The organism is Aestuariibaculum suncheonense (assembly GCF_014596935.1).
Lineage (GTDB): Bacteria > Bacteroidota > Bacteroidia > Flavobacteriales > Flavobacteriaceae > Aestuariibaculum > Aestuariibaculum suncheonense.
In genome coordinates this window covers 1,019,409-1,039,668 of sequence record NZ_JACVXC010000001.1, presented here as the reverse complement: position 1 = coordinate 1,039,668, position 20,260 = coordinate 1,019,409, and the positions used below count along the sequence as shown (strand labels likewise).

General features: G+C 36.2%; 17 protein-coding genes. 11 read left to right on the top strand and 6 right to left on the bottom strand.

What is annotated here, in order from left to right; translation table 11 throughout:
- Nucleotides 1-15: 15 nt before the first annotated feature.
- The 4 genes from ICJ84_RS04670 (at nucleotide 16) to yidD (ending at nucleotide 4,258) form a co-directional block, all read left to right on the top strand.
- A complete protein-coding gene (locus tag ICJ84_RS04670; protein ID WP_188215181.1) occupies nucleotides 16-1,539 on the top strand; it encodes an OmpP1/FadL family transporter in 1,524 nt (507 codons plus the stop codon).
- A gap of 221 nt (nucleotides 1,540-1,760) precedes the next feature.
- Nucleotides 1,761-2,438 carry a GTP cyclohydrolase I FolE gene (folE, locus tag ICJ84_RS04665; protein ID WP_188215180.1) on the top strand — a complete coding sequence of 226 codons (678 nt, stop codon included), beginning with the start codon at nucleotides 1,761-1,763 and terminating at the stop codon, nucleotides 2,436-2,438.
- A 31-nt stretch (nucleotides 2,439-2,469) separates the two neighbouring features.
- Complete coding sequence (cysS, locus tag ICJ84_RS04660) at nucleotides 2,470-3,951, top strand: cysteine--tRNA ligase (protein WP_188215179.1); 1,482 nt, start codon at nucleotides 2,470-2,472, stop codon at nucleotides 3,949-3,951.
- A gap of 85 nt (nucleotides 3,952-4,036) precedes the next feature.
- Complete coding sequence (yidD, locus tag ICJ84_RS04655; RefSeq protein ID WP_188215178.1) at nucleotides 4,037-4,258, top strand: membrane protein insertion efficiency factor YidD; 222 nt, start codon at nucleotides 4,037-4,039, stop codon at nucleotides 4,256-4,258.
- A 168-nt stretch (nucleotides 4,259-4,426) separates the two neighbouring features.
- Here the strand turns inward: yidD and ICJ84_RS04650 are convergent, their stop codons facing one another.
- Entirely contained in the window at nucleotides 4,427-5,890 is a 1,464-nt protein-coding gene (locus ICJ84_RS04650; protein ID WP_188215177.1) for an aminoacyl-histidine dipeptidase, read from the bottom strand.
- A 179-nt stretch (nucleotides 5,891-6,069) separates the two neighbouring features.
- Here ICJ84_RS04650 and ICJ84_RS04645 point away from each other — a divergent pair, with 179 nt between their 5' ends.
- Nucleotides 6,070-7,140 carry a DUF3810 domain-containing protein gene (locus tag ICJ84_RS04645; RefSeq protein WP_188215176.1) on the top strand — a complete coding sequence of 357 codons (1,071 nt, stop codon included), beginning with the start codon at nucleotides 6,070-6,072 and terminating at the stop codon, nucleotides 7,138-7,140.
- Here the strand turns inward: ICJ84_RS04645 and ICJ84_RS04640 are convergent.
- Nucleotides 7,137-7,925 carry a DUF6503 family protein gene (locus tag ICJ84_RS04640; protein WP_188215175.1) on the bottom strand — a complete coding sequence of 263 codons (789 nt, stop codon included), beginning with the start codon at nucleotides 7,923-7,925 and terminating at the stop codon, nucleotides 7,137-7,139. The two genes, ICJ84_RS04645 and ICJ84_RS04640, sit on opposite strands and share 4 nt — an antisense overlap.
- Before the next feature lie 79 nt (nucleotides 7,926-8,004).
- On the opposite strand from ICJ84_RS04640, the gene ICJ84_RS04635 reads away from it, so the two are divergent.
- Both ICJ84_RS04635 and ICJ84_RS04630 read left to right on the top strand, forming a co-directional pair.
- Complete coding sequence (locus ICJ84_RS04635) at nucleotides 8,005-8,802, top strand: TrmH family RNA methyltransferase (RefSeq protein WP_188215174.1); 798 nt, start codon at nucleotides 8,005-8,007, stop codon at nucleotides 8,800-8,802.
- Between the two features lie 4 nt (nucleotides 8,803-8,806).
- Nucleotides 8,807-10,039, top strand: coding sequence for a M48 family metallopeptidase (locus tag ICJ84_RS04630; protein WP_188215173.1), 1,233 nt, complete (start codon nucleotides 8,807-8,809; stop codon nucleotides 10,037-10,039).
- Between the two features lie 78 nt (nucleotides 10,040-10,117).
- Here ICJ84_RS04630 and hutI read toward each other — a convergent pair whose 3' ends face one another.
- The 3 genes from hutI to hutH are packed head-to-tail and all read right to left on the bottom strand — an operon-like array spanning nucleotide 10,118 to nucleotide 14,851.
- Nucleotides 10,118-11,356 (bottom strand): imidazolonepropionase, encoded by a 1,239-nt coding sequence (hutI, locus tag ICJ84_RS04625; protein WP_188215172.1) that lies wholly within the window; start codon nucleotides 11,354-11,356, stop codon nucleotides 10,118-10,120.
- A complete protein-coding gene (locus ICJ84_RS04620; protein WP_188215171.1) occupies nucleotides 11,356-13,353 on the bottom strand; it encodes a urocanate hydratase in 1,998 nt (665 codons plus the stop codon). Before ICJ84_RS04620 ends, hutI begins: the two co-directional genes overlap by 1 nt.
- Before the next feature lie 7 nt (nucleotides 13,354-13,360).
- A complete protein-coding gene (gene hutH / locus ICJ84_RS04615; RefSeq protein ID WP_188215170.1) occupies nucleotides 13,361-14,851 on the bottom strand; it encodes a histidine ammonia-lyase in 1,491 nt (496 codons plus the stop codon).
- Between the two features lie 95 nt (nucleotides 14,852-14,946).
- Here hutH and ICJ84_RS04610 point away from each other — a divergent pair, with 95 nt between their 5' ends.
- From ICJ84_RS04610 to ICJ84_RS04595, 4 genes are all read left to right on the top strand, one after another.
- The gene (locus ICJ84_RS04610) at nucleotides 14,947-15,843 is read left to right on the top strand and encodes a LysR family transcriptional regulator (protein ID WP_188215169.1); all 897 of its coding nucleotides are present in this window, start codon (nucleotides 14,947-14,949) and stop codon (nucleotides 15,841-15,843) included.
- 155 nt (nucleotides 15,844-15,998) lie between these two features.
- A complete protein-coding gene (locus ICJ84_RS04605) occupies nucleotides 15,999-17,819 on the top strand; it encodes a DEAD/DEAH box helicase (RefSeq protein ID WP_188215168.1) in 1,821 nt (606 codons plus the stop codon).
- Between the two features lie 100 nt (nucleotides 17,820-17,919).
- Nucleotides 17,920-18,684, top strand: coding sequence for a carboxypeptidase-like regulatory domain-containing protein (locus ICJ84_RS04600; RefSeq protein WP_188215167.1), 765 nt, complete (start codon nucleotides 17,920-17,922; stop codon nucleotides 18,682-18,684).
- A gap of 162 nt (nucleotides 18,685-18,846) precedes the next feature.
- Nucleotides 18,847-19,593 (top strand): hypothetical protein, encoded by a 747-nt coding sequence (locus ICJ84_RS04595; RefSeq protein WP_188215166.1) that lies wholly within the window; start codon nucleotides 18,847-18,849, stop codon nucleotides 19,591-19,593.
- Here ICJ84_RS04595 and ICJ84_RS04590 read toward each other — a convergent pair.
- Nucleotides 19,590-20,243, bottom strand: coding sequence for a TrmH family RNA methyltransferase (locus ICJ84_RS04590; RefSeq protein WP_188215165.1), 654 nt, complete (start codon nucleotides 20,241-20,243; stop codon nucleotides 19,590-19,592). The genes ICJ84_RS04595 and ICJ84_RS04590 overlap by 4 nt on opposite strands.
- Nucleotides 20,244-20,260: the final 17 nt, after the last annotated feature.

The window sequence follows — 20,260 nt, the reverse complement described above, 5'->3', positions numbered from 1 at the left end:
AGAGAAAAAGAAAGTATGAAAAAGTTAAACCTGTTATTTATAGGTATACTGTCGGCATGCGCACTAAATGCTCAGGATATTAGTGATGCATTACGTTATTCACAAAGTGAAATTCAAGGAACAGCGCGCTTTAGAGCCCTAAGTGGTGCGTTTGGAGCGCTTGGTGGCGACATGAGTGCTGTAAGCTTAAACCCGGCCAGTTCGGCGGTGTTCAACGCAAGTCATGTATCCTTTTCCTTATCAAATGCCGATGTAAAAAATGAAACGCAGTATTTTAATGGTTTCAATACAGTGAATAATTCGAAGTTCGACCTGAATCAAGGCGGGGCTTCGTTTGTATTTGCAGCCCGAAATGGTTCGCCATGGCGTAAATTCTCATTAGGTGTCGCTTATGAAAAAACAAACAATCATGAAAATGTCTGGAATGCTCTAGGCACAAATACCAATAATGATGGGCAATTTAGTAATTCCATTGTCAGTTACTTTTACGATTATGCCGATGGTATCAGATTAGATCAAATATCTTTGGACGACAGATTTATTGAAGAAGCTTACCAAGATATTGGTGAAAGATATGGGTTTGCTCACCAACAAGCGTTCTTGGGGTATCAAGCCTACATATTAGATCCGGTAACCGATAGTGATGACAACACAGAGTATGTTGCTAACATAGGTACTGGAAATTTCACTCACGACTATGCTTATATTTCCACGGGATATAACGGAAAAATCTCCTTCAACTTTGCTACACAATATGAAGATAAATTATACTTAGGTCTTAACCTAAACTCACATTTTATAGATTATGATCGTATAACAAGTTTGAAAGAAGACAACAATAACGGAGACAGCAATAGTATTAACTTTATCGATTTTGACAACACCTTGTCTACAACTGGAAACGGGTTTTCATTTCAGTTAGGTGGTATCTTAAAATTAACTCAGGAGTTTAGAGTGGGTGCAACCTACGACTCTCCTACTTGGTATACCATCAGAGAAGAAACAACGCAATATATCAACACCAATCTTGCAGATCCGGATGTTGATTATATTCCCTCAATCATCAATATTTATCCGCAATACCGATTACAAACGCCAGGCAAATTCACCGGAAGTTTAGCTTATATTTTTGGAACACAAGGGTTATTAAGTTTCGACTATTCCATTAAAGATTACAGTAATACAAAATTTAAACCAACCTCTGACAGTTTCTTTGCCGATCAAAATATGATTATGAGCGACGTTTTAACAACGGCTTCTACCTACCGTATAGGCGGTGAATACAGATTAAAACAATTGAGTTTTAGAGGTGGTTACCGCTACGAGGAAAGCCCCTATGCCAATGGCAACACCGTTGGTGATTTAAACGGCTTCTCGATTGGTTTAGGTTATGACTTTGGAAATACCAAATTCGACGTCACTTTCGATCAATCGCAACGTTCTTTTGAAACACCACTTTATAATGTTGGTTTAATTGATGCCGCTTCAATAGATCAAACCAATTCAAATGTTACGTTCTCTCTAAGCTTCAACTTATAAAATTATAACCCAACAATATTAAAAAAGCTTGAATAATTAAATTCAAGCTTTTTTTCATTTATAGTGTAATTAATACATAGAAAAACAGACCTATTCCCTGAATTAATTGTTTAATAATACAAATCATAACAAAACAGTTTTGCTTATCTTTGCAAACTTAAAGTGATTTTTTTAGTTAATGACATGACAATCATTCAACTAAACAACAATGAAAAGAACAGATGAAAATTGAGAATAACATAGAAGAATTTGAATCTTTAGGAGACGACCACATTGGAACTTCATCAGACACGCCTTTAAGAGGTGATGCTTTTAAATTATCTAATGAAGAAAAAATAGAAATTATTAAAGACGATGTTCGCCACATTATGGAAACATTAGGTCTTGATTTAACTGACGATAGTTTAAGCGGTACACCTAACCGTGTGGCTAAAATGTTTGTTAAAGAAATTTTTGGAGGTTTAGATCCTAAGAGAAAACCTAGTGCTTCAACTTTCGACAATAAGTACAAATACGGCGAAATGCTTGTTGAAAAAAACATTACTGTATATTCAACATGTGAGCATCACTTATTACCAATAGTTGGTAAAGCACACATTGCCTATATCTCTAACGGTTCGGTTGTTGGTTTATCTAAAATGAATCGTATTGTAGATTACTACGCTAAACGTCCGCAAGTACAGGAGCGTTTAACCATTCAAATTGTAAAAGAACTACAAGCGGTTCTAAATACCGAAGATGTTGCATGTGTTGTAGATGCCAAACACTTATGTGTAAACTCAAGAGGTATTCGCGATATTGAAAGTAGTACCGTAACCTCAGAATTTGGTGGTAAATTTAAAGAAGAGTCTGTACGCAGAGAATTTTTAGATTATATAAAATTAGACACTAAGTTTTAAGTTAAACTAATTGCTTATCAACCCAACATCAATGCAACTTTTTCACGATCAACAAGTAAAAATATATAATTCACTTACTGGAAAAAAAGAATTTTTTAAACCTATTAACGAAGGCCACGTAGGTATGTACGTGTGTGGACCAACGGTGTATAGTAATGTACATTTAGGAAATGTTAGAACCTTTATGTCTTTCGACATGATTTTCAGATATCTGAAGCATTTAGGCTATAAAGTTCGCTATGTAAGAAATATTACGGATGCTGGTCACTTAGAAAATGATGCCGATGCCGGTGAAGATAAAATCACTAAAAAAGCACGTTTAGAACAAATTGAACCTATGGAAGTGGTACAACGTTACACCGTAGATTTTCATAACATTCTGAACACTTTTAATTTCCTGCCACCAAGCATTGAGCCTACAGCAACCGGACATATTATTGAGCAAATTGAACTTATTTCAACCATTATTGAAAATGGATTCGCTTACGAAGTAAACGGATCGGTATATTTCGATGTGCATAAGTTTAATGAAACGCACGAATACGGAAAATTAAGTAAACGAAAACTGGACGATTTAATTCACAATACCCGTGAATTAGACGGACAAAGCGATAAAAAGAATCCGCAGGATTTTGCCCTATGGAAAAAAGCCGAGCCGCAACACATTATGCGCTGGCCTTCGCCTTGGGGAGACGGGTTTCCGGGCTGGCATTTAGAATGTACCGCGATGAGCACCAAATATTTGGGGGATCGTTTTGATATTCACGGTGGTGGAATGGATTTAAAATTTCCACATCACGAATGTGAAATTGCTCAAAACGAAGCTGCTAAAGGAGAATCACCGGTTAATTACTGGATGCATGCGAATATGTTAGAGCTTAACGGACAGCGCATGTCTAAAAGCACAGGGAACACCGTAAATCCGGATGAATTATTATCTGGAGACAACAAATTCTTCAGTAAAGCTTATGCTCCCAGTGTCATTCGTTTTTTCATTGCACAATCGTCGTATAGAAGTGTGTTAGACCTAACCGATGATGGTTTGTTAGCCAGTGAAAAAGGATTCTTCAGATTAATGGATGCCATTAATCAACTAGATAACCTGCAAGCTTCTAAAACCTCATCGATAAACATCCATACCTGGAAACAATTGTGTTATGATGCGATGAATGACGATTTTAATTCTCCTATTTTAATCGCACATTTATTTGAAGCCGTAAAATATATCAATCAGGTTAAAGAAGGTGTAGAAACCTTAACAGAAGCGGATTTAGCATTATTGAAAGAGACCATAAACATCTTTACTTTTGATATTTTAGGTCTTGAAAATGTTACAAAAAAAGAATCAGGTACCGATAAATTATCGGCTGCGGTTGATATTCTAATTAAATTAAGACAAGAAGCCAGAGCCAACAAAGATTTTGCTTTATCCGATCAAATTCGTGATGAACTAGCCAATGCTGGTATTCAGCTTAAAGACGGAAAAGACGGTACGACGTTTTCTATAAATTAAATATTGTCGAGGGAACAAGTTGGGAATTTACAAAACAAAGTTCTCGACTTCGCTCGAACTGACATTAGATAATGTAATTTTACGAATGAAAAAACTATTGGTTGCACCGTTTTTATTTTTAATTAAGATTTACCAAACGGTCATTTCTCCATTAACTCCTGCAACCTGTAGATACACTCCTACCTGCTCGCATTACAGCAAAGAAGCCTTACAAAAATATGGTTTATTTAAAGGGGGATGGCTAGCTATAAAACGTATTTTTAGCTGTCACCCGTGGGGTGGTTCAGGTTACGACCCTGTACCCTGATTTTCAAATCTCTTTTATGTAGAAAAATAAAAAGCATTATTCTGAATGTTTCTTTTTAGAGGGCCATTTGGGACTTACTTTATGTTTCATTCAAAAAATGCTTTTCACTAAACAAATATGTGAATTTTATCGATTAAATACAAATAAATTCGATAAAATGTAACAAAGTTAATTTTTACTCGGAATGTTCTTTAAAATTTCAAGAACAAAATTCCAGTATTTTTGAACTGAAGAAATCTGTGCACGCTCATCAGGACTATGCGCACCTTTAATATTTGGTCCAAAACTAATCATATCCATTTCCGGATAATTCTGTCCCAGAATACCACATTCCAATCCGGCATGACAGGCAGCTACATGGGGTTGTTCTCCATTTAAATCTTCATATAACTTAGTCATCACCTTTAAAATGGCAGAATCCATATTTGGTGCCCAACCTGGATAATCTCCTGAAAACTCCACTTCACAACCGGTTAATTCAAACGTAGCTCTTAACATATTCGCTAAATCCATTTTTGAACTTTCTACCGAAGAACGCGTTAAACAGCCCACATGAATCTTTCCTTCCTTTATAATAACCTTTGCTATGTTATTAGATGTTTCAACCAGATTAGGTATATCGGCACTCATACGGTACACACCATTGTGTGCTGCATACAAGGCACGGGTAAACCCTTCCTGAACCCCTAAATCCATAATTTTTTCAGGGGTTTCACATTTAGAGACTAAAATCTCCAAATCCGGCTCCATGGTTTTTAATTCATTCTTAATGATATCGGCTAAAATCTTGGTTTCTAATAAAAACGCTTCTTCATGAATAGCATCAATAGCAACTACGGCAACACTTTCACGAGGAATCGCGTTACGTAAACTACCACCTTCAATCTGAGAAATGCGTAACCCAAAATTTTCAAACCCGTCAAATAACATACGGTTCATAATTTTATTGGCATTACCCAAACCTTCATGAATCTGCATTCCTGAATGTCCGCCTTGTAAACCTTTTACTTTAATTTCGAATCCTATTTTAAATTCCGGGGTTTCTTCCTCTTCATAGGTTCTCGTTGCCGTTACATCAATACCTCCAGCACACCCTACGCCTATTTCATCATCTTCCTCTGTATCTAAATTCAGCAAAATACCTCCTGAAAGTAAGCCTCCTTTTAAACCCATAGCTCCTGTCATTCCGGTTTCTTCATCGATGGTAAATAAAGCTTCAATGGCTGGATGTGCAATATTGGTACTTTCTAAAATGGCCATAATCGTAGCGACACCTAAACCGTTATCAGCACCAAGGGTTGTACCTTTTGCACGTACCCAATCACCATCAACATACATCTCAATACCTTGAGTATCGAAATCGAAAACAGTATCATTATTTTTTTGGTGCACCATATCTAAATGCGATTGCATCACTACGGTTGTTTTATCTTCCATGCCTGTAGTTGCAGGTTTCTTTATGATGACGTTACCAACCTCGTCGACTATAGTTTCTAAACCTAAGCTTTCACCAAAATTTTTCATAAACAAAATAACACGTTCTTCTTTTTTAGAAGGGCGCGGTACTTCATTTAAATCGGCGAATTTATTCCATAATTGCTGGGGTTGAAGTTGTCTTATTTCTGAACTCATTTGTATATAGTTTTAGTACTGCAAAGGTAGCAAAAACGCACAGATTCTGGTCGCTACTCCTGATGGAAGTGGCATCCTTTTTCTGGAACCATGACAAAAAAAGATAAAACGGACAGCAGGAAGGAACCTTAACCGATAAACAGCGACCATCGGGTACTTATTTTTATTATTTTTGGATTATGCTGAAAAAGAAAAAGACTATTATTGCCCTGCTTATCATTCCGCAATATCTACTTGTTAAGTTACTGGGCAAATATCCTGAATTTATTGAAACTTATTACAGTAATGGACTGTACCCTATAATTTCGAAACTGTTTCGATACACACTTGGCTGGTTACCGTTTTCGTTTGGTGATCTTATCTATGCTTTGGCTATCATTTATATTCTGCGGTGGTTGTATTTTAACCGAATCCGTATCTGGAAAGACACTAAAAACTGGATTATTGATGTTACAGCAGCCGTTTCGATAATCTTTTTTTTGTTTCACTTGTGCTGGGGATTGAATTATCACCGTTTACCCTTACATGAAAATCTGAATCTGAACTACGATTACACCACAGAACAGCTGGTTGATGTTACTCAAAAACTCATTAAAAAATCGAATGCCTTACAGTTAAAAATTACAAATAATGATACGGTTAAGGTGACGATGCCTTACAATACATCGGAGATTTTAAATATGGCTCCACAAGGATACGAATCTTTAAAATCGATATTTCCACATTTGGAATACCATCCGAAAAGCGTAAAAAAATCATTATTCAGCTACCCTTTAACGTACATGGGCTTTAGCGGCTATTTAAATCCGTTAACCAACGAAGCTCAGGTTGATGCGATCATTCCAACCATTAAAATCCCCACTACCTCATCACATGAAATTGCCCATCAATTGGGTTATGCTGCCGAAAATGAAGCCAATTTTATTGGATGTTTAGCAGCAATCAATCACAACGACATCTATTTTAATTATGCGGGTTACACCTTTGGTTTACGCTACTGTCTAAACGAAATTTATTTTAGAGATGAATGTCTTTACGAAGATTTGGTGGCCGACGTAAATGAGGGCATTCTTAAAAACTATAAAGAAACGCGCGACTTCTGGGAAGCCCATCAAAATCCTTTAGAACCGTTTTTTAAAATCTTTTACAACAACTACCTTAAAGCGAACCAACAAAGTAAAGGTATGGAGAGCTATAGCTATGTGGTAGCGCTATTGAGTAATTATTTCGATGAAAACATATTAGATTAATTTACAACAATAGCTTTTTCCGGCTTCTCGAAAATCTCATTGCTAAATGCTTTTGTAGAAAGTTTTACATTAGTGAATTCCACATTATTTCTTACCATAGTTGGTAAATTGTTTTCTACTTGATACCATTGCAAAACTTTTGGCACCAATAATCCGCCAATCTCCTGCCACTTATCGTATTTAATGAAATTGAATTTCTTCGATTTTTCCTTTGAAAAATAAGTAACCGTATAAGCTAACCATGCCATTCTGTGTGTTACTTCATCATAATATAAAACATATTCATCCTCTGACGACTCGCCTACTCCCTTATCATATGAAATTTTAATTCCCGGATACGTTTTTCCTTCAAATAGTAAAGGTTCTGATTCTGTGTAACGAATGCCTTCATCTGAAAACACAAAAGGCATGGCATTAAAATAGAACATTAAATTATAATAAAACTTTGCTTTTCCTTTATAAGTCAGGGTATCTTTATTTAATAACCAAACCAAACTACCATCATACCCTAAACTGTGTTTTGGCATACTAATGAGCGACTTTCTATTTATTAAGTTCACAGAAGTAACCTCATTTCCATCCGGTTTATTCATTGTAAACTCTAGCGATTTCATAGATTTCCATTGTTTAATACCTCCATGGGCTTTAAAAACCATTGACAAAGGTTCAGGAAATTTAGACTTAACTTCTATTTGGGAATTTTCAACTTTGTTAGATATTTCTGTAGATTTTTGTTTACAAGAGAGAAAAGCAAAAAACGCTAAACATACAAGTATGTGCTTCATAATATAATTTTGATTGGTTAATTTGGTTTGTCGACTAAAATCAGGATATATTACACGAAAACAACTAATTTTGTCCCATATGAGCAAGCAAATAACAAGCATACAGAATTCGTATATAAAACAACTGGTTCAACTTAAGGATAAATCTCGTGAGCGTAGAAAATCGGGATTATTTTTAATTGAAGGGGTTCGTGAACTTTCATTAGCCGTAAAAGGAGGCTATCAACTGGATACTGTTTTATTTTATCCCGATTTAATTTCTGAAACTCAAGTTAGTGAATTCATTAAACCCAATACGAATCTAATTGAAATCTCGAAAGAAGTTTACGAAAAGTTAGCCTATAGAGATACAACCGAGGGGGTTTTAGCGGTTGCAAAAAGCAAAACACATGACTTCGAAACTTTAAAATTCAATACCGAAACACCTTTAATTTTAGTTGCTGAAGCCCCTGAAAAACCGGGTAATATTGGTGCGCTATTAAGAACAGCAGATGCCGCCAACGCAGATGCCGTTATTATTGCTAATCCTAAAACCGATTTATACAACCCTAACATTATACGTTCGAGTGTGGGTTGTGTATTTACCAACCAAATTGCCACAGGAACCACCGAAGAAATCATTTCATTTTTAAACTCACAAAACATTAATATTTACTGTGCTGCGTTACAAGCATCGGCAAATTATCACACTCAGGATTTCACTAAACCAACAGCCATTGTTGTTGGTACTGAAGCCACAGGATTAAGTAATGCATGGCTGCAACATTCAACACAAAACATCATTATTCCCATGCAAGGTGAAATCGATTCCATGAATGTATCGGTAGCCGCCGGCATCCTGATTTTTGAAGCCAAACGTCAACGAAATTTCAAATAACACCATGACCTCTACTACCCTATTTTATATTATTGTAGCTATAATTGTCATCAATTTTATTGTTGATAAAATTTTAGATTCGCTTAACGCCAAACATTTTAATGATGCTTTACCTAAAGATTTACAGGATGTTTATGATGAATCGGAATATAAAAAATCGCAAAGATATAAGACGACCAAATATAAATTCGGAATTATAACCTCAACATTTTCTATCGTATTAACTTTAGGTTTTCTACTTTTTGATGGTTTCGAATTTATTGATAACATAGCCAGAACCTATAGTGAAAACCCTATTATTGTGGCGTTAATATTCTTCGGAATCATTATGATTGGAAGTGATATTTTAACCACACCGTTTTCGTACTACAGCACATTTGTAATTGAAGAGAAATTTGGTTTCAACAAAACAACTCTAAAAACCTTCATTCTTGACAAAATAAAAGGTTGGCTGATGATGGTTGTTGTCGGAGGTAGTATTCTGGCTCTAATCATTTGGTTTTACCAGGTAACCAAAGAACAGTTCTGGTTATATGCATGGGGGTTGGTTACTGTTTTTACTGTATTTATGAATATGTTTTATTCGAAACTTATTGTACCATTATTCAACAAACAAACCCCTTTAGAAGCAGGTAATTTAAGGGACAAAATTTCGGCGTATGCCAATACCGTTGGTTTTAAACTGGATAAAATCTTTGTGATTGACGGTTCCAAACGCAGCACTAAAGCCAATGCTTATTTTTCTGGATTTGGTAGAGAAAAACGCGTGACGCTTTACGATACTTTGATTAATGATTTAGAAGATGAAGAAATTGTTGCCGTTTTAGCTCACGAAGTGGGACATTATAAAAAGAAACACATTATTTTCAATTTAGTTTCTTCTGTTTTGCTTACCGGTGTTATGCTTTATGTTTTATCGCTTTTTATTTCAAACCCACTACTTTCAAACGCATTAGGAGTCGACATTACAAGTTTTCATATTGGTTTAATCGCTTTCGGAATGCTATATTCGCCTATTTCTGAAATCACCGGATTAATTATGAATCTTTTTTCACGCAAGTTTGAATATCAAGCTGATGATTACGCGAAAAACACCTATAAAGCTGAGCCTTTAATTACATCATTAAAAAAACTATCTAAAAATAGCTTGAGTAATTTAACACCACATCCGGCGTATGTGTTTATGCATTATTCTCATCCGACGCTTTTACAACGTATTAAGAATTTAAAGAAATAATTCAAAAATCGATTATAGAAAAAAAATAAAGGCGTGTAAATTACACGCCTTATTTAGTTTAGTTTGGTAGTTAAAAGTTTATACAATAGTTTTACCCTTTATATAAACCGATTCGATTTGATTTGCACCAAATGAATATGGGATAAAGTTATAAGAATTTATTGGTTTCGTCAAAATTAAATTGGCTTCTTTACCTACGCTAATACTTCCAACAGTATCCTGAAGTCCCATAGCGTAAGCCCCATTAAGGGTTGCGGCGTTTATTGCTTCTTCTGGCGTTAGCTTCATTTTTATACACGCTGCCGATACAGCGAAATTCATGTTTCCCGATGGTGAAGATCCCGGATTATAATCGGTTGCCAAAGCTAAAGGTAAACCTGAATCAATCATTTTACGCCCTGGTGTATACGGAATACTTAAGAAGAAGGAACAGCCTGGCAAAGCTACTGGCATGGTTTTCGAGCCTTTCAACACTTCAATATCTTCATCTCGCATTTCTTCTAAATGATCTACCGAAAGTGCTTCATGTTTTACTCCGGCTTGCACGCCACCAATAGACGTAAACTGATTTACATGAATTTTTGAGATTAAACCATAACGCTTACCTGCCTCCATAATAAACTCAGTATCTGCAACTGAAAAATAACCTTCTTCACAAAAGATATCAACAAATTCTGCAAGGTTTTCTTCTGCAATTTTAGGCATTAATACGTCTACCAACATCTTTAGATACCCAGCTTTGTCTTCTTTATATTCTACCGGAACTGCATGTGCTCCTAAAAACGTCGCTCTTATAGGAAGATTATAATTCTCCTTTAAACGTTTAATAATACGAAGCATTTTTAATTCGGAATCTTCTGTTAATCCGTAACCCGATTTGATTTCCACTGCTCCTGTACCCAAAGCAATTATTTCATCTAAACGTACTCTGGTTTGCTCATATAAATCGTCTTCAGAAGTTTCCTGTAATTTTTTTGCCGAATTTAATATCCCTCCACCTTTAGCTGCAATTTCATGATAGGATAAGCCTTTGATCTTATCGACAAATTCGCTTTCACGGTTTCCTGCATATACCAAATGAGTATGTGAATCACACCAAGTTGGTAAAATCATTTTTCCAGTAGCATCAACGACCTCATCGATTTCAATATTCGGACAATCGGTCATTGAACCAAAATCCTTTATGATACCATCTTCAACCAACAGGTAAGCATTTTTTATGGTTGGTAATTCGTTCATAGCCTCACCAGCTACAAAATTTAAACCTGCTGCTCTTACCTGAAGTAATTCTTTTATATTTTTAAATAGTGTACGCATTAAAATAAATTTTCCAATAAATCGTCTTCGACTAAGTTAGGGATTGTCACCGTTAAATTTGGTGTACGCTCCATTTCACGTTTAATAGCAAATAAAGCCTCTTCATTTCTCGCCCAGCTTCTTCTAGCAATACCGTTGTTTACATCGAAAAACAACATGTTTTTCAATTTCGCATCAGCTTCAACCGTGCCATCTAGAACCATTCCGAAACCACCATTCATCACTTCACCCCAGCCTACACCGCCACCATTGTGGATTGACACCCAGGTAGCGCCTCTAAAACTATCTCCAATCACGTTATGAATCGCCATATCGGCAGTAAATTTACTACCATCGTAAATATTTGAAGTTTCACGGTAAGGAGAATCGGTTCCGCTCACATCGTGGTGATCGCGACCTAAAACCACAGGACCAATTTGTCCTGCCGCAACTGCGTTATTAAAAGCTTCCGCTATTTTAGCACGACCTTCGGCATCGGCATATAAAATACGAGCCTGCGAACCAACCACCATTTTATTCTTCTTGGCATCTTTAATCCAAGTGATGTTATCCTGCATTTGCAACTGAATTTCCTGAGGTGAATGTTTCATAATTTCCTGAAGCACATTCATGGCGATTTCATCGGTTTTGTCTAGATCTTCCGGTTTTCCTGAAGTACACACCCAACGGAATGGTCCGAAACCATAATCGAAACACATCGGCCCTAAAATATCCTGAACATACGATGGGTATTTAAAATCGATTTTATTCTCGGCCATCACATCGGCGCCTGCGCGAGACGCCTCTAATAAAAAGGCATTTCCGTAATCAAAAAAATATGTACCTCTTTCAGCATGTTTATTGATCGTATCGGCATGTCTGCGCAATGATGCCTGTACTTTTTCTTTAAATACTTCTGGTTCCTCACTAATTAATCGATTAGATTCTTCATACGTTAATCCAACAGGATAATAACCTCCAGTCCATGGAATATGTAATGAGGTTTGATCGGAACCTACATGAATGAAAATATCTTCTTCATAAAAACGCTCCCAAACATCTACCACGTTTCCTATAAAGGCAATAGAAACCACTTCTTTCGTTTCCTGAGCGGTTTTTACACGAGCAACTAAATCATCTAAATTATCAACCAGCACATCAACCCAACCTTGTTCGTATCGTTTGGTTGCTGCTTTTTCATTCACTTCGGCTGCAATTGTGATACAACCTGCAATATTTCCTGCCTTAGGCTGAGCGCCGCTCATACCACCTAATCCTGCTGTTAAAAATATTTTACCTGCTGGTGTGTCTCCTTTTGGTAATTTCTTTCTGAAGGCATTCATTACGGTAATGGTTGTACCGTGAACAATACCCTGAGGACCGATATACATAAAAGACCCTGCTGTCATTTGTCCATATTGCGTCACTCCCAGTGCGTTGAATTTTTCCCAATCATCAGGTTTTGAATAATTCGGAATCATCATACCATTAGTTACAATGACTCGAGGCGCATGTTTTGAAGAAGGAAATAATCCCATGGGGTGACCAGAATACATATGCAAAGTTTGTTCATCTGTCATCGTTGCTAAATATTGCATGGTTAACAGGTACTGCGCCCAATTTTGGAAGACTGCTCCGTTACCGCCGTAGGTGATTAACTCTTCTGGGTGTTGCGCCACCGCTGGATCTAAATTATTTTGAATCATCAACATAATAGCAGCGGCCTGAACCGTTTTTGCTGGATAGTCTTCAATACCACGCGCATACATTTTATATGCTGGCTTAAAACGATACATATAAATTCTTCCAAAATCATTTAACTCCTGAGCAAACTCAGGTGCTAATTCCTCATGCCACGCTTTTGGAAAATAACGCAACGCATTACGAATCGCTAATTGCTTTTCGTCTTTGCTTAAAATATCTTTTCGCTTTGGTGCTCTGTTAGCATCTGCAGGATAATTATATTTTGCTGGTAGTTCTGATGGAATACCTTGTAGTATCAATTCTTGAAATGTCATAGTTGGTTTATTTTACAATGAATGCCTGAGTTTTTACTAACTGAATTAATGCATTAATGTCATCTTTAAGAATGCGATCTTCTTCTAACTTAGCCACTTTACTTCTTATAATCGCGAAATTTTTCTCTAGAATTACTGAAAAACTATTTGGACGTCTGAACTCCATGGCCTGAGCCGCATACATTAATTCTATGGCAAAAATCTTCTCGATGTTTCCTAAAATCTGATTAAACTTACGTCCTGAAATACTTCCCATAGATACATGATCTTCCTGACCTAAAGAGGTGGGTACACTATCGGCTGAAGGTGGAAAACACAAGGATTTATTTTCAGTTACTAAAGCCGCTGTTGTGTATTGTGGTATCATAAATCCACTATTCAATCCGCCACTTGCCGTTAGTAATCTTGGTAAACCAAACTTACCTTCCAGTAATAAATAACAACGTCTGTCTGCAATATTTCCTAATTCTGAAGCTGCAATCGAAGCGTAGTCTAATGCCATCGCTAAAGGTTGTCCGTGGAAGTTTCCTCCTGAAATTGCTTCAACTTCACTCAACACAATTGGATTATCGGTTACCGAATTCATTTCGATCTCAGCCAATTCACTCAAGTGATAATACGCATTTCTTGATGCTCCATGTACCTGCGGAATACAACGCATAGAATACGGATCCTGAACGCGCTCACAGTTTTCGTGCGACTTGATATTATTAGAATTTTCAAACAACATACGCATACGCTCAGCTACCTTTAAATTTCCTTGAAACGGACGAATACTATGCAATAATTCCTTAAAAGGCGACGCACTTCCCTGGTAGCCTTCTAAACTCATAGCTCCGGCAACATCGGCTAAATCCAAAAGATACTCCATTTTCTTTAAACCTTGAATAGCGTGTGCCAAGATAAATTGTGTTCCGTTAATCAAGGCTAAACCTTCTTTAGCAGCTAACTCAATAGGTTCTAAGTTATGCGCTTTTAAAACATCTTTAGCTGGAACAATATCGTTACCACTCCAAAACTCTCCTTCTCCAAATAATGGTAAAAACAAATGTGATAATGGCGCTAAATCTCCTGAAGCTCCTACCGAACCTTGCTCTGGTACTACTGGTAATAAATCGTTTTCAATAAAGTAAATAATACGCTCGATAACCTCTAAACGTATCCCTGAAAACCCACGACTTAAGGCATGAACTTTACAAATCAACATGATTTTAGACAATTCCTTATCTATAGGATTTCCTACTCCAACTGCATGGGTAATCAATAAATTTTTCTGAAGCAAACAGGTTTCAGCCGGTGATATTTTCACATCACACAAGGGACCAAACCCTGTATTTATACCATATACAGCCTTACTGGAATTGGCCATAACTTCTACCTTCGCTCTACATTCATTAACCTTTGCAATCGCATACTCGGTTAACACCCCTTTCATTTTCCCTGAAGCTATGTCAAGTACCTTATCTACAGTAAGTTTATCTACCCCGTATACAAACATATTTATATTATTAAAGTTGAATATTCATTTATTTCTACAAAATTATCGATAAATTTGATACCTAATAATACTATTATTGTAAACAAATAATAACTATGAGTTATCAAATAGAATTCAGACATTTAAAATATTTCTTAGCAGTTGCAGAAACTTTACACTTTAGAAAGGCTGCTGAAAAGCTATTCATCTCTCAACCGGGCTTAAGCCGACAAATTAAAGAAATGGAAGACGGTCTAGAAGTCAAGCTCTTTGATCGACATAATAGACAGGTGAAACTCACTCCTACAGGTCTTTATTTAAAAGAAGAAATTTCGAAAAACTTAAAAAGTTTAGAAGGCATTTTGCATCATGCCAAATTACTGGAAGATGGCAAGGACGGCCAGTTAAACTTTGGCTATGTTGGTTCAGCTATGCAGAACATAATACCCGATTTATTATTAAAGTTTACCAAATCGCATCCCAGCATTTTGTTCAGTTTAAAGGAAATGGATAATAACAAACAGATTGAGGGTTTGATTTCTCAGGATATCGATATTGGTTTTGTAAGGTTGGATCGTATTCCCAAAGGCTTGATGTCAACACCGGTTTTAAAAGAACCTTTTTGTCTGGTACTACCTAAACATCATCCCATTGATTCGGAAACTTTCACCAATCTGTCGCAACTAAAACAGGAACCTTTTATTTTATTTGATCCCGAATACAGCGCGTCATATTACGAGAATGTCATGGATATTTTTCATCATAGTGGCTTTTCACCATTAGTATCGCACAATACCATCCATGCCGATTCTATTTATAAACTGGTTGAAAATAACTTCGGTATTTCCATCGTTCCGAAATCACTTCAAAACCATTCTATGTCAAGTATAAAATTCATTGAACTCGATAAAATTCCGCAACGCACCATTCTTTCGGCCGTTTGGAATACTGATAACAGAAACCCGATTCTCAATAAAATACTGGCTTTAATTCATAAGGAAATCACAAAATAGTGATATTGACAAATAAAAGCCTATCTTTGCCGCTTGAAATCCCGAAAGGGTGTATTCCTCAGAGTGAGGATGTGTTACTAGAAGTTTAGGTTTAAGTATGTCGATTCTCTTCTTATGTAACACTACATAACATAATCGAATACTTATATAAAAGCATGAGCACATTCCATGATTTAGGCCTTAATAATGACCTATTACAAGCAATTACAGATTTAGGTTTTGTAAAACCAAGTGAAGTACAAGAAAAAGCCATTCCAGTTCTTTTGGAATCTGAGCGTGACCTTGTGGCTTTAGCACAAACGGGTACTGGTAAAACGGCTGCCTTTGGTTTTCCAATGCTTCAAAAAATAGATATAAACAGTCGTACAACGCAAGGTTTAATTTTATCGCCTACACGTGAGCTTTGTTTACAAATTACAAACGAATTAAAAGCATACGGTAAATACTGCAACGGACTTAATGTTGTTGCCGTTTACGGTGGTGCCAGCATTACCGATCAAGCTAGAGATATTAAGCGTGGTGCACAAATTATTGTGGCAACGCCTGGTCGTATGAAAGATATGATTAGCCGTAACCTTGTTGATATCACTAAAATTGAATATTCAGTTTTAGATGAAGCCGATGAAATGTTAAACATGGGTTTCAAAGAAGACATTAATGATATTTTATCGCACACACCTGCTGATAAAAGTACCTGGTTATTCTCGGCAACCATGCCAAGAGAGGTTGCTGCTATAGCAAAAGACTTTATGCACAACCCGCACGAAATTACTGTGGGTAACAAAAATGAAAGTTCTAACAACGTTTCTCACGAATACTATTTAGTAAACGCCAGAGACCGTTACCAGGCTTTAAAACGTTTAGCCGATGCGAACCCTGATATTTTCTCAGTAGTGTTCTGTCGTACTAAAAGAGACACTCAAAAAGTAGCAGAACAACTTATTGAAGACGGATACAACGCTGGTGCTTTACACGGCGATTTAAGTCAGAATCAACGTGATTTGGTTATGAATGCCTTCCGTAAAAACCAGATTCAAATGCTTGTTGCTACTGATGTCGCTGCTCGTGGTATTGATGTTGATGATGTGACTCACGTAATCAACTACCAGTTACCTGACGAAGTAGAAACCTATACCCACCGTTCTGGTCGTACGGGACGTGCTGGTAAAACAGGGGTATCTATGGTCATCGTTTCAAAAAGTGAGGTTCGTAAAATAAAAAGCATCGAGCGTATCATTAAAAAAGAATTCGACAAAAAAGACATTCCAAACGGTATGGAAATTTGCGAAGTTCAGTTAATGTCACTTGCTAATAAAATTCACAATACTGAAATTAATCACGAAATTGATAAGTACTTAACCAGTATTAACGAGTTATTTGAAGACACCTCTAAAGAAGAATTAATTAAGAAAGTATTCTCGGTTGAGTTTACGCGTTTCTTCAACTATTATCAAAAATCGAAAGATCTTAATGTTTCTGAAGGAAGCAACAGAGACGAAAGCGAGCGCGAATTTAAAGGCGGTAAAAACGATTCTACTCGTTACTTTATTAACGTTGGTTCTAAAGATGGTTTCGATTGGATGAAGTTAAAAGACTTCTTAAAAGACCAATTAAATCTTGGTAGAGATGATGTCTTTAAGGTTGAAACTAAAGACAGTTTTTCTTTCTTTAATACCGAAAACGAACTTAGAGAACAAGTGCTTGCACACTTTACTGACTTTAAACACGAAGGACGCTTTGTAAATGTTGAAGTTTCTGAAAACCGCGGTGGCGGCGGAAGACGCGATGGCAAAAAACGTTCTGGTTCTAAAGGTGGAGAAAGACGTGGCGGAAATAAAGATGGGCGTCCAAGACGTTCTGGAGATTTTAAAGCCTCAAACGGTGATAAATCTGGCAGACCAAAAAGACGTTCTGAAGGAGGCGATTCAAGATCAAATAATTCAAACATTTCAAGACCAAGACGTTCAAGACGTTAAGATGCTGTTTTGTTAATTTTAAGTCAAAAAAAATTATTGACGCCTTATTATATTTATTAGTTTAGTACTTTTATAAACGTATAAGCGTTATTTAATTTACATGAAAAATTACCTACTACTTTTCTTATTTTTAGTTTTTTCAACTATTAGTTTTGCACAGGAAGCCGAAAAAGCTTTAGGAGTAGTAGTTAATTCTTCCGATGGTAAACCTTTAGAAAATGTGAACATCGTTAACCTGAATCAGGTTATTGGTACGGCCACAAATAAACAAGGAGAATTTGAAATTAGCGCCAAACCAAACGACACCTTACACTTATCGTTTTTAGGCTTTAAATCCATTAAAGTTCGTGTCACCAACGACTGGCTTAAATTTGGTTCGGCAACCATTGAGTTAACTGAATTGGCTTTAGCGCTTGAAGAAGTTGTTGTTAATCAGTTGAAATTAACAGGGTATTTAGAAGTCGATGTTAAACAGGTTCCTGTAATCAACGACAACTATAGATACCAGATTTCAGGCTTACCAAGTACTGGTTACGAAGCGAACTCAACCGGAGCATTATCTAAAATTGTTGGTTCTATTTTTAATCCTGCCGACTTTTTACATCGCGCTTTTGGAAAAAAGCCAAACGAAATGCGTAAGCTCAAAAAGATGAAACAAGATGACGAAATACGCAACCTTCTGGCATCGCGTTTCGACAGAGAAATGCTCATGGCATTACTAAATATAGATCGTGTAGATTTAGATGAAATCGTTAGTCAGTGTAACTACTCGAAAGAGTTTATACAAACCGCAAACGATTTGCAGATTCTGGATGCTATTAGTGAATGTTATGAAGAATATAAGCTGTTAAACCGAGAACGTTAAAACAAAAATTATATAATTGAAAAGGAAGCTGTTTTGGCTTCCTTTTTTTATTTATCAACTTTTAAAAATTTGTTAATTAGAACGTTAAACTTTCACAAAAGTCCTTACAGAAAACGCATAATGCACTAATTTAAAACACGAATTAACTTACAAATCGTGTTTATGAATAATTATACCTGGCTTCTACTCTTTGTTTTTTCAGCAAGTATTTCAGCTCAAACCATTACGGGAAAAGTTTACAATGAAAAATCAACCGCAAAAAATATCGGGGTTTTCAATCTCACTACACGCGATTACACTTACACCAATGAAGAGGGCGATTTTTCCATAGAAGCATCGGTTAGCGATACCCTATTATTTTCTTCAGCATTTTATAAACCTCAAAATCTTATAGTTCAAGACAAACACTTCAAAACAACTAATATCATTGAACTAAAAACACAAGTGAACACATTAGGAACCGTAAACCTAAGTAACACACCTAAATTTAGTACTAATAAATATCAAGCTAATCTTGCGACACAAATACAAAACGACATAAAAAACAGGCCGTATTTGTATCAGCCTCCTCCTAACCCACAAGGCGATTTAACGTTGTTAATAGACCTTGTTAAAGACCTGTTTAAATCTAAAAAAGTTAAAGAAAATCCTGTAAAACCCATGACATATAAAAGCTTCTACTCTCTTTTTAATACGAATAATTTTTTTTCTGAAAATCTACTGAAAAACGATTTAAACATAGATCCCAAACACATTCCTTTATTCTTCGATTATTGCGATACCAAAACACTTAATGAAGACTTACTTAAAGAACACAATCAAATGATTCTTCTCGATTCGTTAATTAAGTTTAGCAAAGAGTTCAATTCACGAATTGCAGAGACAGACACGATTTTAAATACTGACTAATTCTCGTAATACCGCGCTACAATATCATCGTAGCTTTTGATTGTTTTTTTCACCCAGTCTAAACGCTTCTCTAGCTTTTCTTCTTCGGTTAATTGCCAATCGATATTGCTTTGCTTTAATTTAGTGGTGACATGCTGAAGAATAATCGCTGCACTCACTGATATATTCAAACTCTCGGTAAAACCCGACATCGGAATTTTTAAATAACTATCGGCTGCATTTAAAACCTCATCCGATAAACCTTCTGTTTCTCTTCCGAAGAAAAAACAAGACTTTTTAGTGGCATCGAATTCATGCAACTCACAATCATTGGTATGCGGTGTGGTCGCTACAATTTGATACCCCTTTTGTTTTAAATCAGCAATGCAATCCTTTACAGTATGATAGCGATTTAAATCCACCCACTTTTGCGCCCCCATAGCAATTTCTCTGTCGATGCGTTTAGAGTTCCGTTCTTCAACAATATTCACTTCTTGTATACCAAATACATCACAACTGCGTATCACCGCACTGGTATTATGTAACTGGTAAACATCTTCGGTAGCTACTGTAAAATGTTTGGTACGTTGTGCCAGAACTTTATGGAATTTTTCTCGGCGTGAATCGGTTAAATACGTTTCTAAATACTCTAAAAGTTTTTCGTCTATCATGCTCCAAAATTAATAAA